The following is a 14461-nucleotide window of genomic DNA, read 5'->3' as shown; positions in this document are numbered from 1 at the left end:
TCTTGCGATGGCGCCTTACACGCCGCCACAACCCAGCCAACATACGCAACGCTTGCCACGCGCCACCCTCGGGTCAGGCGCTCAGTGTAGCGAGGCGTGGGCGCCGCCTGGCTTGTGGCCGCCAAACGTGTGGCGATCGTTGTATATATTTGCCTCCCGCCGAAACAACGATTGATGTATCATAAGGCGTGCGCCCTCGTGACACCGACCAGGCCTCGCATCAGGCGCAGGTGGAAGCGCTAAGGGCGCTGGGTGGGGATGGGCGCTTGGCGCAAGGGGCTCAGCTAAGCGAGGCGGTGCGCGCGATGACGGTGCAAGGGATTCGTGAGCGCCATCCGCATTTTACCGAGCCGCAGGTTATCCACGAGCTCATTCGGCTGCTGTACGGCGACGAGCTCGCGGCGCGGGTAGCGCACCAACGCGCAAGCAAATGAACGTCGCCGAGCTGCTAACTCGCGTGACCGAGGCGCTGTCCGCATCGGGCGTGCCCTACATGGTTGGCGGTTCGTTCGCCAGCACCAAGCACGGCTTGCCGCGGTCGACTCTGGATATTGACCTCATCATCGCCCCCTGGGGCGGCCAGCTTTGAGGCGTTGGTGGAGGTATTTTGTAAGGGCGCCTACTATTGCGATCGCGAGGTGGCAACGCGCGCGTACCGCGATCGTGGGATGTTTAACGTCATCGACCATGCGACTGGCTGGAAGGTCGACTTTATCTTATGCAAAAGCAGGCCGTTTAGCCGCGAGGAATTTCAGCGCCGAACGCCAGCCTCGATGTTTGGCGTGCCGGTTTTGGTTGCCACCGCCGAAGACACGATCATTTCGAAGCTCGAATGGTCGAAGAGCTCGGGCGGCTCAGCTCGCCAGCGACGAGACGTTGCGGGGATTGTCGCGGTCGCGGGTAGCCAGCTCGACCATGGGTACCTGCAACGGTGGATAGCTGAGCTGGATCTTGGCGATGAATGGCGTGCGGCCAACGAAGCGACGACCGACTGAACCATCTGGGGAGCGAAAGCGCTGGGCGCTCCACCGCCCACCACAGCGCCCACCGGGTCCCCCGCGTTAGGCAACCGCAGGGCGCGGCGCGGTTTTGCCGCGCAAAACCCGCCGCGGTGCTCGCCGGCACACCACCAAAGCCCATTGCGCCCCCGGCGCAGTGGGCGTTCCAGCCAGCGGGGTTAACTCACATGTTCTTTTTGGCGCCGTCACGAGACTCTTTGGTGTCGCAAGCGGAAAGCACGAAATTGCCTGTGTCGAGTGCCAGCCGTCGCGAGCAGCGCGAGCAGGCGTGGCGCCATAAAAGAAGCATGTGAGGGAATCCCCGCTGGCGGAGCTACAACACGATGCACCCGCCGGCGGGCACGGAGGGGCGCATGCGCCCGACCCCGCAGGGCGCCGGCCCCGCGCCCATGCGCTGCGACACCGCCAGCGCGCGGGGAAACGCCCAAAATAATTGGCAAAAGTGAACTAGTCGAACCCCGCCACGCTGGCTATGGTAGCGGCAATGTCCCTCCCCGAGGCTTCTTCTACTCTATCGGCCGACGACGACCTCGGCCCAGTCACCGCCGACGAATTATTGCCCCTCTATCGCCAGATGCTCGCCATCCGCCGCATGGAGGAGGCCTCGGCCAAGGCGTATTCAGTCGGCAAGATCGGCGGCTTTCTCCACCTTATTATTGGGCAAGAGGCGGTGTGCGTTGGCGCCATCGCGACGCTCAAACCGGAAGACTACGTCGTCGCAACCTATCGCGAACACGGGCACGCGTACGCCAAGGGCGTCGCGGCAAGGCCGATCATGGCCGAGCTCTACGGCAAGAAAACCGGGCTCGTCAAAGGCCTCGGCGGCTCGATGCACCTGTTTGACAAGCCGACCAATTTTCTCGGCGGCTACGGCATCGTTGGCGGCCACGTGCCAATCGCCGCCGGCGCTGCGTTTGCGTCAAAATATCGCAATGACGGCCGCGTCACGCTTTGTTTTTTTGGCGACGGCGCGTCGACCATCGGCGGCTTCGCCGAGGGCCTAGCGCTCGCGGCGCTGTGGAAGGTGCCGTGCGTCTTCATCTGCGAAAACAATCAGTACTCGATGGGCACGCCAATCTACCGCAGCCTCGCGGTCGAAGACGTCTCGCTGCGGGCGATTGCTCACGGCATGGCGCGCGATCGTTTTGATGGCGACGACGTCCTAAAAGTAAAGCGTCGCATCGCCGAGGCCGTCGCCCGCGCCCGCGAAACCGGCGAGCCGACCCTGGTCGAGGTGGTCACCTATCGCTTCCGCGGGCACTCCATGAGTGACCCAGGCCTGTACCGCACCAAGGAAGAAGTGGAAGAATGGCGCCGCCGCGATCCGCTCAACCGCGCCCGCGACCTCTTGGTTTCCATCGGCACCAGTGACGCCACGCTCGAAGCGCTCGAGGCCGACGTCAAGGCGGAGATCGAAGACTCGGTGCAATTTGCCGAAGACTCGCCGCCCGCCGATGACTACAAATCCTATGTCACGAAGGAAGCCTAAGCATGCCGGTGATTAGCTATCGAGAAGCCTTAAACCAAGCCATGCGCGAGGAGATGGACCGCGATCCGGACATCTTTATTATGGGCGAAGAGGTCGGCCACTACCAAGGCGCCTACAAGGTCACGCAGGGGCTGCTCCAGCGCTTTTCCGAGCGCCGCGTCATCGACGCGCCGATTGCCGAGATGGGCTTTGCCGGCATCGGCGTCGGCGCCGCCATGGTCGGCCTGCGCCCCATTATCGAGTTCATGACGTTTAATTTTTCACTCGTCGCCATCGATCAAATCATCAACAACGCGGCCAAGATCTATCAGATGAGCGCGGGGCAGTATCACATTCCCATCGTGTTTCGCGGTCCTGGCGGCCCGGCGGTGCAGGTTGGCTCGCAACACAGCCAATCGCTCGAATCGTTTTACGCGCATGTGCCGGGGCTCAAGGTGATTATGCCGTCCAATGCGTATGACGCCAAGGGCCTGCTCAAGGCCGCCATCCGCGATGACAACCCCGTGGTCTTCATCGAAGGCGAAACGCTTTACAACACCACGGGCGAGGTGCCGACCGATGAATACGTCTTGCCGATCGGCAAAGGCGACATCAAGCGGCAAGGCCGCGACGTCACGCTGATTGCGTGGTCCAAGATGGTCAACACGTGCCTCGACGCGGCCAAGACGCTCGCCGCCGAGGGCATCGAATGCGAGGTCGTCGACCCGCGCACGCTGCGCCCGCTCGACACCGAGCTCATCGTCGACTCGGTCAATAAAACCAGCCGCGCCGTCATAGTCGAGCAAGGCTGGCCCGTTGCCGGCTTTGGCGCCGAGGTGGCCTACCAGATCCAGCGCCACTGCCTCGACCGCCTCGATGCGCCCGTCGAACGCGTGACCTCGGACGATGTGCCGATGCCGTACGCCAAAAACTTAGAAGACGAAGTTCAACCCCAAATTCACGATGTCGTCGCCGCGGTGAAGCGCGCGATGTATCTGCAATAGGCAAAGAGGCACCATGGCGCAAATTCTCGGATTACCCAAGCTCTCGCCCACGATGGAAGAAGGCGTGCTGCTGCGCTGGGTCAAGAAAGAAGGCGACAAGGTCTCGCCCGGCGATTTGGTCGCCGAGGTCGAAACCGACAAAGCCAACATGGACTTCAATATTGAAGATGAGGGCACGCTGCTTAAGCTCCTCGTCAAAGAGGGACAGACCGTCAAGCTCGGCGCGCCGGTGGCGATTATCGGCAAGCCCGGCGACGATATCGCCGCGCTGCTCGCGCAGGCGCAAGGCCAAATGAGTGCAGCCCCGGCTACCGCGACCCCACCGGCTGCTGCTGCCCCGGCAGCGACTGCCGTCCCTGCTGCAAAAGCTACCGCCGCGCCCGGCACGCCCGCCGCCGCCGCCGCCATAGCATCACCACCCCGTGCAGCGGCGGTCGCGGCGACGCCAGCCCCACCCGCGCAAGCTGGCGCTAAGCTGCTCGCCTCACCGCTTGCGAAGACCCTAGCCGCTGAGCTCGGCATCGACCTGCGCACCGTGCGCGGCAGCGGTCCAGGTGGTCGCATCGTCGAACGCGACGTACGGGCCGCGGCCGGCGACAACGACGCCGGCGTGGTCGCCGCGCCGCTTGATGCCAACGATAGCGCGATCGTCACCGGCGCCATCGCGAAGAATTTTTCGACACCGATCGACGTTTCCTTTAGTGGCCCCATCGCGGCGCCACACGCACCAGCAAGCGTCAACGTCAATGCGCTTGCAACTCGCCGCACCACGGACGACGCGGCGGCTGGTGACTTCGTCGACGTGCCCGCGTCAAATATGCGCAAGCGCATCGCCGCGCGCCTGACCGAAGCCAAAAATGGCGCGCCGCATTTTTATCTCATGCGGCAATTCGACGCCGCGCCGCTGCTCGCGTTTCGCGCGCGGCTCAATGATCTGCTCGCCGGCAAAGGCAAGATCTCGGTCAACGACCTAATTATCAAAGCGGTCGCGCTGGCGCTGCGTCGCGTGCCTGGGTGCAATGCCTCGTGGATCGGCGAAGGCATCCGCTACTTCCAGCGCGTGCATATCGGCGTCGCCGTCGCCATCGAAGATGGCCTCGTCACGCCCGTGGTGCGCGACACCGATCTCAAAGGCATTGGCTCGATTGCCAGCGAGGTCGCCGACCTGGCCGACCGCGCGCGTACTAAGCACCTCAAGGGGCACGAAATTACGGGCTCCACCTTCACCATCTCCAACCTCGGCATGTTCGGCATCGAGCGCTTTACGGCCATCATCAATCCACCCGAGGCCGGCATCTTGGCGGTCGGAACGATCGTCGATACCCCCGTCGTCAAAGATGGCGCCGTGGTTCCCGGCAAGCGCATGACGCTAACTATGTCGTGCGACCACCGCGTCATTGATGGCGCGCTCGGCGCCGAGTTTCTCGCCGCGCTCATCGCGCTGCTTGAGAAACCAGAAGCCCTATCTTTATAACAGGTTAGACCCCGTCCGCCGCCAACCGGGCCGGCCCGTGCGTTTTTCGGCGCTACAGCTACGACCTCGCCCCGTCTAGCAAGCAAGCGATGGGGTTTTCCCGCCGCAGTCCGCAACACACAGGAGCAACGGGTTATGAGTTTAGTTGGTATTATTTTAATTGTTATCGCCTTAGCAAGCTTGGGGTTTGGCATCTTCAAGCATCTCCACGCCAAGAAGATTTTAGCGGCGCCGTTTGCGCGCACCTCATCGGTACCCGGCGCGACGCTTGGGCCTAAAGGTGCCATCTCGACCGAAGGCGTCGCCGAGGCGCGCGAGCTGCTGATCGCGCCATGCTCGGGCACCCCCTGTCTCTATTATGAATTGGTCGCCTATCAAAAATGGGAAGAGGTCGAACAAACCGAAGACGGCGAGAAGAAGAAGACCGGCCGCGACAAGCACGAAGAGCAAAAGCTCGGCATGGCGTTCTCGCTCAACGACGGCTCGGGCCCCGTCACCGTCGACGGCCGCGAAGGCATCTCCGGCAAGCTGGAAAAAACCTTTTCGGACTCACGCGCAATGACCGCGGGCCACGTCACGTTCGGCGCCTACAGCACCAGCATCGACCAGCTGCCGGGCAGCAAGTACTCCAAGGGCATCGAAGTGGAAGAGCACGTGCTTAAGCCCTCGCCCACCATGTTCGTCATGGGCAAGTGGAATGGCCAGGCAATCGTCAAGGCCGATGGCCTGCTCGGCAATCTCTTCATCTCGGGCAAGGGCCGCGAAGCCCTGCTTGGCGCTACGACCAAGCAAGCCAAGTTCGGCATGGCCGGGGGCGGCGCGGGCCTCGTGGTTGGCATCATCTTGTTCGCGCTCGGCGGCCCAATTGGCGGCAAAGACTCGTGCGACAATCTAAGCGACGTCACCAAAAAGGCCTGCTCGGTCAAGCTCACCGACAAAGACTGGAAAGAATACGAGTGGACGGTCACGCAAAAAAGCGACTTCGCGATCGTCGCCAAATCACCGGCTGGTAAAAAAATCGAGAGCTTCCCTGAAATAGAGATCTTCGCCGCCGGCAGCAATGAGCCACTGGTCTCCAGCGCGATCGGCGAAATCGACGAACAATCCTTCGCCCCCGGCAAATACAAAATCCGCATCAAGGACGAATTTGCCAAGAGCGTCAAGGGCGGGCTCTCCGTCGACCTCAATATCACCTCGTCGACTTTGCCTGCCGCCGGCACCACCACCGCCAAGCCCGTCGAAGGTGGTGGCAGCGCGTCCATTAACGGCACACCGCTCGCCGACGCCACGGCTCAGGACATCATTGACGCCTACTCGATGAGCGAGGACTTTGAGGTGACGAGCCAGAAGGAAACCCCAGCCGGACCGATGAAGCTGCTCATGATCCAATTGGTGCGCAAGAACATCACGGGCCCAAAAACGCTCAACTCGGTCTCCATCACGCTCATACGTCCAACGGATGCCTCGTCGCCAGTCCCGCAGGCAACCCTGCAGGCCAACTACGACGCCATGGCAAACTCAGAAGGCGGCGCCGGTAAGTTAGTCGACGGCATGGTTTTCACCGTAAACACCAGCCTCTCCAAAGAGGCGGCCCAAGAGATCATTGATGATGTCCTAGACCTTGAGTAAGCATTCGCTCGAGGCTGACCGATAGCTGCGACACATCGTCGGCTAGTTCGTCGGCTGCGACGCCCATGCGCGCGAGGACCTTTTCGCGCAGCTTGTCGCGAATCGACGAAATACGCCTCGCCACGCTGACGCGGTGCAGCCCCACGGCGCGCCCGATTTGTTCGGCAACGAGGCCTGACAGATGCAGGCGCAGCACCTGGCGGTCGATGTTGTCTAGCTCATCGAGCGCCAACCCGACGGCTCGCTTGAAATCGTGCTTGCGACCCGCAGGCAAGTCATGTGGCGCGGGCGCTGGCATCGCAATGGATGACAGCAACGTGTCGGCGAGCGAGGTGGTCCTGGGTTGCCGCACTAGATCAACCCCGACACGGGCTGCCACCACCGACAGCCAGGCCTGCAGTGGGCCCTGCCCGCGGTAGCCTTGCAGCGCTGGCGGCGCGGGCGGGCGCCCGACCAGCACCTTGACCAAGACATCCTGCAGCACGTCCTCGGCATCAGACGCCGACAGGCAGGCTCGCCGCACCACGGCGCGCATCGGCTGGCCATAACGCACGATGAGGTATTCGGCGGCGCGATAGTCGCCCTCGAGGCACGCCGCCGCGAGACACACGTCTTGCAGGTGGGTGGTTGTTGGCAGCTCGAGCGCCGCGACCCGCGCGATGATGGCATCAAGCGGCCCCCCGAGTTCGACCACCTCACCAAGCAGCGCCAGGGCGTCCTGAATCTGGGGCAAGGTCGCGCTACTCATCGTTCACAGGCTCCGCCGTAAACCGCTCGCCCATCACCACGCGCATGGTGGCGAGGGTTTGCCCAAGTCCGCTCAGATCGGCCTCGATCTGGGCCAAGCCAAAATCCGCGTTTAGATCGATTGCGCCAATCGCCCCGCGGTCATCGAGCAAGCATAGGTTGGTTATGGTGGTATCGATGGGCAGCTCGGCAAATAGCTTCCACGTCGAAAGGTTCCATACATAGAACTCCGTCATCGTCTCAATCGCAAGCAGCTCCCCCAGCACGGCGACCGAGTTAAGCGATTGCGCGCCAAAGGGCAGCTGCGCCAGCTCTCGCAACGTTTCCGCTTCCAGTACCAGCACCTGGCCGGGCCGAACGACCAGCCAATGCCCTTGCCACGCCCGCGCTTCTTGCCATCCGGCAGCCTGCTCTACCTGTGTCATCAAGCGCGCGGGCCCATCGCCCGTCACATCATACACGCGCAACGCGCCGCCCACGCCGAGCAACACGCGCGTGCCAGCATCGTTAGCGATCAGCAGCGAGGCATCCCCCTCAAAGGGCGTAGCCGGCTGCGCCTTGCCATCGCGCCAATGGGCTAGGTGATTCGAGGCGCCAACTCGCGCGACCGCGACGATGAGCGGACCCGTGGCCATAGCGAAGCGATAATCCCCTGCGATCGTTTGGCTAGGCCCCTGCGCACGCCAGACAAACATGCCTTGCTGCGTCGTCACCAGCACGTTCTCGTTGCCATCGAACAGCTTGGCCGCGAGGATCTGGCCGGTGCCCACCGGCGGCACAACCTCTCGCGCCTTGCCGTCGACATGGATCATCACGCGCTCCGACGTCGCCTGCATCACCGCCCGGTTTGCGCCACACTGGTAGCGCAGCACCTCGTGCGCGTCGACGCTATCGCGGGCGTACAACAAAATCGGCCGCGAGGGCGTCGGCCGGGTTTCGATGATAACGACGCTGCTGCCACTCGCGAGCGCGACCCGACCATCGGGCCTCGCGGCCACCCCGACAAAATCAGCGGATGGCAATAAGATGTCCGACGTCGACTCGTGCTGACCCGAGAGGGTACCGAACGACACCTGCCCCGTCGGGTTCACCTCGATGAGCGCGGTCTCGCTAAGCTGCGCCACCGCGCGTGGACGATCGACATCGCTTGCTTCCGCATTCACCCCGCCGCTCCTGCGATCGACGTCCGGTTCATCCACCCGCTGCAAGAACTGGTCGACAAAGATGCCGTCCCCATTGCGTAAGCGAGTAACCGCGGTCGAGGGCATCATTGCCTCGTAGCGGCGCACGAGGCGGCGACGCTCAAAATCCCACACCTCGACGTCGCCGAGCACGGCGCCCAAGACGACCCGCCGATCTGGCGTGGTAACGAACGCCATCGGGCCCCCCAGCATGGATTCGGCGTGGCCGGTTACCTGCCACGCGGCATCGAAGAAGACTAGCTTGCCAGGGGTCGTCGCGATCACACCCGACAGATCGGAAAACAGGGCGCTCGTAATCTCGACGCCGCGGTCCTCTTGCATCGCCAACTCGCGTACCAGCACGTCGCCGCGATACAGGTGCAGGCCGTGCCGGTCGGTGACGATGAGCTCGCCGGTCGGCCCTGCCCAAGCGAGGCTCGTCGCGGCAACGCCGGTGCGGAGGCGATAGACTTCCTCCCCATTGGCGTCAAGCACGATGACACCATCGCTCTGCGCCGCCGCGAGCTGCTCCCCCGACGGCGACCAGGCCATAGCGATGACTGGTAACACTTGCGGCAGCGCCAGCGTCTTACGCGCCACGACACGTATGACGGGTTGGTGCGCGGCCAGCGCGACGATGCCGCGCAGCGCGGCGCGAGCCTGCGCGGAGGCCGGCGAGGCGTCGTCGAGCTGCGCATACGCCGCCGCGGCATATACCTGCGCATCGAGGTGTCGCTTGGTATTTAGGAGCGCACGCGCCTTAGAGACGTACCCAGCCAGCAGATGGCGCTTGGCGACGCTGGTCTGATTGCGCGCCTCCATCGTCGCCGCACGTTCTGCGTGATTCGAATTGCGTGCGCTCACCAGGGCTTGGGCGGTGAAAATCAAGGCGATGAGGAGCACGATGCTGAGCGCGAGCGCGGCGCGAAAATAAAGGCGATTGCGGCGGACCCACAAGCGCACGCCCTCAAGCGTCGAATAATGGTGCTCGCTGACGCGCTCGTACGCGAGCAGGCGCCGGATATCATCGGCCAGCGCGCTCACGCTGACATAGCGCGTTTCGTGATTAGCCGCCAACGCACGCCGCACGATCGAAATCAGCGGCGCTGGCGCCGTGGCGTGCTCAAAGTTGATTTGCGTCGGGTCGAGCCCCGGTGGCCGCGCCCAAATTGACTCGTACAGGATGGCGCCAAGGCCCCACACGTCGACGCGTTCATCGACCAGCGAGCCGCGGAGTTGCTCGGGGCTCATATAGCCGGGCGTGCCGACGACGGTGCCTTCGATCGTGGCGTCAGGGGCGCTCGGGGCGGACGGGATGGACGGCTCCCCGCCGGCGAGCTCCGTCGCATCCTCGCCCGCGGCTTCGCGCGCCAGGCCCCAATCAATGACATAGGTCTCGCCAAAATCGCCAACCAGCACATTGGCCGACGTTAGGTCGCGGTGGATGATGCCATGCTGATGCGCGTACGCAACCGCCTCGGCGGCGCGCAGCAAGTGCGGTAGCAACTCCGGCCAAGCTGGCGTGCTCGCATCGGCGCGGGCGATCTGTCGCACCGTGCGGCCGGTAATAAGCGGCATGGTGTAATAGGCGCGGCCATTGCTACGTAGACCGATGTCATAGATCGGGAGGATGGCCGGGTGCGACAGACGCGCAATCATGCGTGCCTCGCGGACGAACCGCTTGCCGGCGGATGCCGATTCGCTGTGCAGTTCTTTGAGCGCGACGTCGCGCCGCAACTGATGATCAAAGACGCGGAGCACCAGCGCCTGCCCTCCACGCCCTAGCACCTCTTGAAAGGTGTAGCGGCCCACGGCTTCGGGCGGCAAGCTGGCGTCGTCGAGCATGTCGAGCGCGACGCCCGTGGCCAGCGCGAGCGTATCTCGACACGCCATGCACTGCGCCAGATGCGCCCGGACCTCCGGCGACATCGCCGAGTCGCTTACCTGCGCAAGCAATTCCTCACTGAGGCAGGGCACCCTTGCGATCGTACAGTGGTACGGTCGCCACTGCCTATGACGACCGACAATCAGTTTGATTTAATTGTGATCGGCGCCGGCCCTGGTGGGTACGTCGCGGCGATCCGCGCCTCGCAGCTTGGCCTTCGCGTCGCCTGCGTCGAGCGCGAGGGCCTCGGCGGTATTTGCCTTAACTGGGGCTGCATCCCCACCAAGGCGCTGCTGCGCTCAGCCGAGGTCTTTGAGCTCATGCACCGCGCCGCCGAGTTTGGCCTCAAGGCGAGCGGCGTCGAAGCTGACTTCGCAGCGATCATTGTGCGCAGCCGCGACATCTCGAGCAAGATTTCCAAGGGCGTTGCATTTTTATTCAAGAAGAACAACATCACCCACATTGCCGGCACCGCCACGCTGCTCGCGCGCAGCGGCGTCTGGCAACCGCATCGCGTGTCGGTGCAGGGCGCCGACGGTAGCGCACTCACCTACGCGGCTAAGCACGTGCTCGTCGCTACCGGCGCACGCGCGCGCCCGATGCCCGGCGCAGCTTTTGATGACGCTCGCATTATCGATTACCGGCGCGCGATGACGATGCCGGCGCAACCTAAGCGGCTGGCCGTGCTCGGCGCCGGCGCGATCGGCGTCGAGTTCGCGTCATTTTACCGCGCGCTTGGTACCGAGGTAACCATTGTCGAGTTTGAGCCGCGACTGGTGCCGCGCGAGGACGCGGAGGTATCCGCCGAGCTCGGCCGCGCCTTTGCCAAGCGCGGCATCGCGCTGGCGCTTAACACCAAGCTCCTCAGCGCCACCGCGAGCGCCTCCGATGTCACCCTTGCGCTCGAGGCGCGCGAGGGCGGCGCGGCGAGCACGCTCGTTGCCGATGCGCTGCTCGTCGCCGTGGGCGTGGTTGCTAACACGGAAAATTTGGGGCTTGAGGCGCACGGGATTTCTACGTCGCGCGGCTTCATCGTCGTCGACGACGCGTTGCGCGCCGCCGACGGCATCTATGCCATCGGCGACGTCATCGGCCGCGGGCTCGCGCATACGGCGAGCGCCGAAGGCGTGTTTGTCGCGGAATATCTCGCGGGCCTTGCACCAAAACCGGTGCCCTATCACGCCATCCCGGCCTGCACCTATTGTCATCCCGAGGTCGCCTCCGTCGGCATGACCGAAGCCGCGGCCAAAGACGCCGGCATTCCCTTACGCATCGGCAAGTTTCCGTTTAAGCCGCTGGGCAAGACCATGGCCGCCGGCGAATACCCGGGATTTGTCAAAACGCTGTGGCACGCCGAAACCGGCGAGCTCGTCGGCGCACATCTGATCGGCCCCGCGGTCACCGACCTCATCGGCGAGATGACGCTCGCCAAGACCACCGAGGTCAACGCCGAGAGCCTGCTGCACACGGTGCACGCGCACCCAACATTTGCCGAGGCGCTCAAAGAGGCCACCGAGGCCGCGCTCGGCCATGCCATACATCTCTGAAAACGCGGTGGCTTTTTTGCCGTACCCGGAGTAAACCGCCACCATGGATCGGTTGCATCTGCCCGTCGTAGGCCAGGACTCCACCGCCGCGGCCCAGGCAAGCGCCGTCGTCGCCCGCCGCCATCCCGAGTGGATCCGCGTGCCGCTGCCGACCAAGCCGTCTTTTTTTGAGACGCGCGAGCTGGTCAAAGAGCTCAAGCTGCACACCGTGTGCGAGAGCGCGAGCTGCCCCAATATCGGCGAGTGCTGGACGAACAAGTCGCTGACCATCATGATCATGGGCGACATCTGCACCCGCTCGTGCCGCTTCTGCGACGTCACCACCGGGCGGCCTGCGCCGCTGGATGCCGACGAGCCGCGTCGCGTCGCGACCATGTTGTCGCGGCTTTCGCTCAAGCACACCGTCATCACCTGCGTCACGCGCGACGACCTCGACGACGGCGGCGCCGCGCATTGGGCGCAGACCATCACCGAGGTAAAGCGCGCCTGCCCCACCATGACGCTCGAAGTGCTCGCCAGCGATTTCAAGGGCGACACGGCGGCGGTCGACGTCGTGCTCGCCGCGGCGCCCGACGTGTTCGCCCACAATCTTGAGACCGTGCCTCGGCTGTCGCGCCAAGTGCGCGTGCAGGCAAGCTACGAACGCAGCTACAAGATCTTGGCGCATGCGCACAGCCGCGGCGCCATCACCAAGGCCGGCATCATGCTCGGGCTGGGCGAGACGCGCGATGAGATCGAAACCGTCATCCGCGAGGTAGCTGGCCTTGGTGTCGATATCTTCACGATGGGGCAATACCTGCAGCCTTCCAAGCAGCACCTCCCCATCGATCGTTATTTATCGCCCGCAGAATTTGACGAGCTTGGGCAGTTTGCGCGTGACGCTGGGATCACCCATGTTGAGTCGGGGCCGCTCGTGCGATCGAGCTACCACGCCGATGGCCAGGCCGACTTGGTGCGGGCGTTGCGCGCGGCCAAAACCTAAAGCTACCGATCAGCCGCGAACGGCTAAAGGCCGAGCTTGACCAGCACCGTAACCGCCGCGCCAAGCGCCGCGAGCAGCACGAACAGCAAAAGCCAAAACCACGGAAAGCCTCGGCGCGGCGCTTTCATTGCGCGCGGCGGCAGCTTGTCGACGCTCGTCGGATCGTCGTGACGACCGCCAAGCACGGGCGCGACCGGCGGCAACCTGTCGAGGCTGGCAAGGGCGCCACTTCGGCTTTGTCCTTGGCTTGCGACGAGCGGTGCGGCCATGGGCACCGGGCGGGCCGCAGGCGCCGCAGCGTCCGGTCGATACATGATGCGGGTCGCTTGATCGTCGTCATCCTCAGGCGGCGGCTCCCGCCTTGGCGCTGTCGCGGCCATCGGTGCGGGCGCGGGCGGCTTGGCCGGCGGGCGCGCGGGGGGACTCGCCTGTGGGCTCGCGTTCGCGCCGCCACAGGGCGCAGCAGGCGCGAGGTGAAACGGGCCGCGCACCTTGTCGTGCGTTACCTCCTCCGCCGTCAACGCCGTGGCCGGCACCAGCCCGCGTCGCAGGCACAGATCCCACGCCTCGCGCAGGGCTTGCTCCATCTCCACGGCGTCGCGAAATCGCTCACTCGCGTTGGGTGCCAGCGACTTCATCACCACCTCGACCAGCGGCATCGGGATCGACGGATCATGGCGCGTTGGCGGCGGCGCATCACCCTTGAGCACATAGCCGTTGGTGGTCTTGGTGTCGGGGCCTTCATACGCGATGCGGCCGCAAAACAATTCGTAGAGCACCGCGCCCCATGCAAACACGTCGGCCTGCGCCGTGTAGCGACCCTCGCGAATGGCCTCGGGGGGCGCGTAGCCCGGTGTCCCCATAAAAATACCGACCTGCGTTAGATCGGAATCAGGCAGCCGCGCGATGCCAAAGTCCGCAAGCTTCCAGCGATTTTCCCCGGCGTGCAGCACATTCGCCGGCTTGACGTCGCGATGGACAATGCGCTCTTTATGCGCAAAGGCCAGCGCCGAGGCCAGGTCCAGCCCGATTTGCACGCATCGCGCCAAGGGGATGCGCACGCGATCGAGGCGGTCCGCTAGCGACTCGCCTGGCAGGTATTCGAGCACCATGAACGGCGTCTCGGCATCCTCATCGACGCCAATATCAAAGATCGTGACGATCGACGGATGCTGCATCTTAGCGGCCGCGCGCGCCTCGCGTTGAAACCGCTCCAGGTACGACGTCTTGCCGCGGCGGACGGCATTCTGCGGCGCGACGATGGTCTTGATCGCGACGATGCGGTCGAGCAGTGGATCGCGGCCTTGGAAGACCTGGCCCATGGCACCCTTGCCGAGCAGCTTGATAATTTCGTAGCGGCCGATGCGTTTGCGCGCGTCGAGCGATTTGTCTCGCCCGCCGGGGGGCGCCAGATCTGGCGCGACATAGCGGTGACGCGATATCGTCCGCGGCCGCTCGAGCTCGTCGGCCCCGCTTGGCAGCCCACCACCGGGTTGTTGCGCCATCAGCTTACAAGGCTAACACG

General features: G+C 64.2%; 12 protein-coding genes. 9 read left to right on the top strand and 3 right to left on the bottom strand.

Annotated elements, in window-relative coordinates:
- Nucleotides 1-188: 188 nt before the first annotated feature.
- From IPL79_03360 to IPL79_03330, 7 genes are all read left to right on the top strand, one after another.
- Complete coding sequence (locus tag IPL79_03360) at nucleotides 189-434, top strand: hypothetical protein (protein MBK9070033.1); 246 nt, start codon at nucleotides 189-191, stop codon at nucleotides 432-434.
- The gene (locus IPL79_03355; protein MBK9070032.1) at nucleotides 431-589 is read left to right on the top strand and encodes a hypothetical protein; all 159 of its coding nucleotides are present in this window, start codon (nucleotides 431-433) and stop codon (nucleotides 587-589) included. The genes IPL79_03360 and IPL79_03355 overlap by 4 nt, the downstream gene beginning before the upstream one ends.
- 7 nt (nucleotides 590-596) lie before the next feature.
- Nucleotides 597-995 carry a hypothetical protein gene (locus tag IPL79_03350; GenBank protein ID MBK9070031.1) on the top strand — a complete coding sequence of 133 codons (399 nt, stop codon included), beginning with the start codon at nucleotides 597-599 and terminating at the stop codon, nucleotides 993-995.
- Nucleotides 996-1503: 508 nt separating this feature from the next.
- Nucleotides 1504-2508: a pyruvate dehydrogenase (acetyl-transferring) E1 component subunit alpha gene (gene pdhA / locus IPL79_03345; protein ID MBK9070030.1), complete on the top strand. Its 1005-nt coding sequence runs from the start codon at nucleotides 1504-1506 to the stop codon at nucleotides 2506-2508.
- Between the two features lie 2 nt (nucleotides 2509-2510).
- Nucleotides 2511-3491, top strand: coding sequence for a pyruvate dehydrogenase complex E1 component subunit beta (locus tag IPL79_03340; GenBank protein MBK9070029.1), 981 nt, complete (start codon nucleotides 2511-2513; stop codon nucleotides 3489-3491).
- 13 nt (nucleotides 3492-3504) lie between these two features.
- On the top strand, nucleotides 3505-4965 hold the full coding sequence (locus IPL79_03335) for a 2-oxo acid dehydrogenase subunit E2 (protein ID MBK9070028.1): 1461 nt from the start codon (nucleotides 3505-3507) through the stop codon (nucleotides 4963-4965).
- A 135-nt stretch (nucleotides 4966-5100) separates the two neighbouring features.
- The gene (locus IPL79_03330) at nucleotides 5101-6594 is read left to right on the top strand and encodes a hypothetical protein (protein MBK9070027.1); all 1494 of its coding nucleotides are present in this window, start codon (nucleotides 5101-5103) and stop codon (nucleotides 6592-6594) included.
- On the opposite strand, the gene IPL79_03325 is transcribed toward IPL79_03330, so the two are convergent.
- Both IPL79_03325 and IPL79_03320 read right to left on the bottom strand, forming a co-directional pair.
- On the bottom strand, nucleotides 6566-7342 hold the full coding sequence (locus IPL79_03325; GenBank protein ID MBK9070026.1) for a sigma-70 family RNA polymerase sigma factor: 777 nt from the start codon (nucleotides 7340-7342) through the stop codon (nucleotides 6566-6568). The two genes, IPL79_03330 and IPL79_03325, sit on opposite strands and share 29 nt — an antisense overlap.
- Entirely contained in the window at nucleotides 7335-10499 is a 3165-nt protein-coding gene (locus IPL79_03320; GenBank protein MBK9070025.1) for a protein kinase, read from the bottom strand. Before IPL79_03320 ends, IPL79_03325 begins: the two co-directional genes overlap by 8 nt.
- Before the next feature lie 36 nt (nucleotides 10500-10535).
- On the opposite strand from IPL79_03320, the gene lpdA reads away from it, so the two are divergent.
- Nucleotides 10536-11954: a dihydrolipoyl dehydrogenase gene (lpdA, locus tag IPL79_03315; GenBank protein ID MBK9070024.1), complete on the top strand. Its 1419-nt coding sequence runs from the start codon at nucleotides 10536-10538 to the stop codon at nucleotides 11952-11954.
- 43 nt (nucleotides 11955-11997) lie between these two features.
- Nucleotides 11998-12936 carry a lipoyl synthase gene (lipA, locus tag IPL79_03310; protein ID MBK9070023.1) on the top strand — a complete coding sequence of 313 codons (939 nt, stop codon included), beginning with the start codon at nucleotides 11998-12000 and terminating at the stop codon, nucleotides 12934-12936.
- A 23-nt stretch (nucleotides 12937-12959) separates the two neighbouring features.
- On the opposite strand, the gene IPL79_03305 is transcribed toward lipA, so the two are convergent.
- Entirely contained in the window at nucleotides 12960-14441 is a 1482-nt protein-coding gene (locus IPL79_03305) for a serine/threonine protein kinase (GenBank protein MBK9070022.1), read from the bottom strand.
- Nucleotides 14442-14461: the final 20 nt, after the last annotated feature.

The sequence above is a fragment of the Myxococcales bacterium genome, assembly GCA_016716835.1.
In the GTDB taxonomy this organism is placed as follows: domain Bacteria; phylum Myxococcota_A; class Polyangia; order Haliangiales; family Haliangiaceae; genus JADJUW01.
This window is presented reverse-complemented; position numbering and strand designations above follow the sequence as displayed.

What these genes read in the sequence shown, in the direction of transcription:
- IPL79_03355 (MBK9070032.1), top strand. Translation starts at nt 431, where the DNA reads ATGAACGTCGCCGAGCTGCTAACTCGCGTGACCGAGGCGCTGTCCGCA.
- pdhA (MBK9070030.1), top strand. Translation starts at nt 1,504, where the DNA reads ATGTCCCTCCCCGAGGCTTCTTCTACTCTATCGGCCGACGACGACCTC.
- IPL79_03340 (MBK9070029.1), top strand. Translation starts at nt 2,511, where the DNA reads ATGCCGGTGATTAGCTATCGAGAAGCCTTAAACCAAGCCATGCGCGAG.
- IPL79_03335 (MBK9070028.1), top strand. Translation starts at nt 3,505, where the DNA reads ATGGCGCAAATTCTCGGATTACCCAAGCTCTCGCCCACGATGGAAGAA.
- IPL79_03330 (MBK9070027.1), top strand. Translation starts at nt 5,101, where the DNA reads ATGAGTTTAGTTGGTATTATTTTAATTGTTATCGCCTTAGCAAGCTTG.
- IPL79_03325 (MBK9070026.1), bottom strand. Translation starts at nt 7,342, where the DNA reads ATGAGTAGCGCGACCTTGCCCCAGATTCAGGACGCCCTGGCGCTGCTT.
- lpdA (MBK9070024.1), top strand. Translation starts at nt 10,536, where the DNA reads ATGACGACCGACAATCAGTTTGATTTAATTGTGATCGGCGCCGGCCCT.
- lipA (MBK9070023.1), top strand. Translation starts at nt 11,998, where the DNA reads ATGGATCGGTTGCATCTGCCCGTCGTAGGCCAGGACTCCACCGCCGCG.
- IPL79_03305 (MBK9070022.1), bottom strand. Translation starts at nt 14,441, where the DNA reads ATGGCGCAACAACCCGGTGGTGGGCTGCCAAGCGGGGCCGACGAGCTC.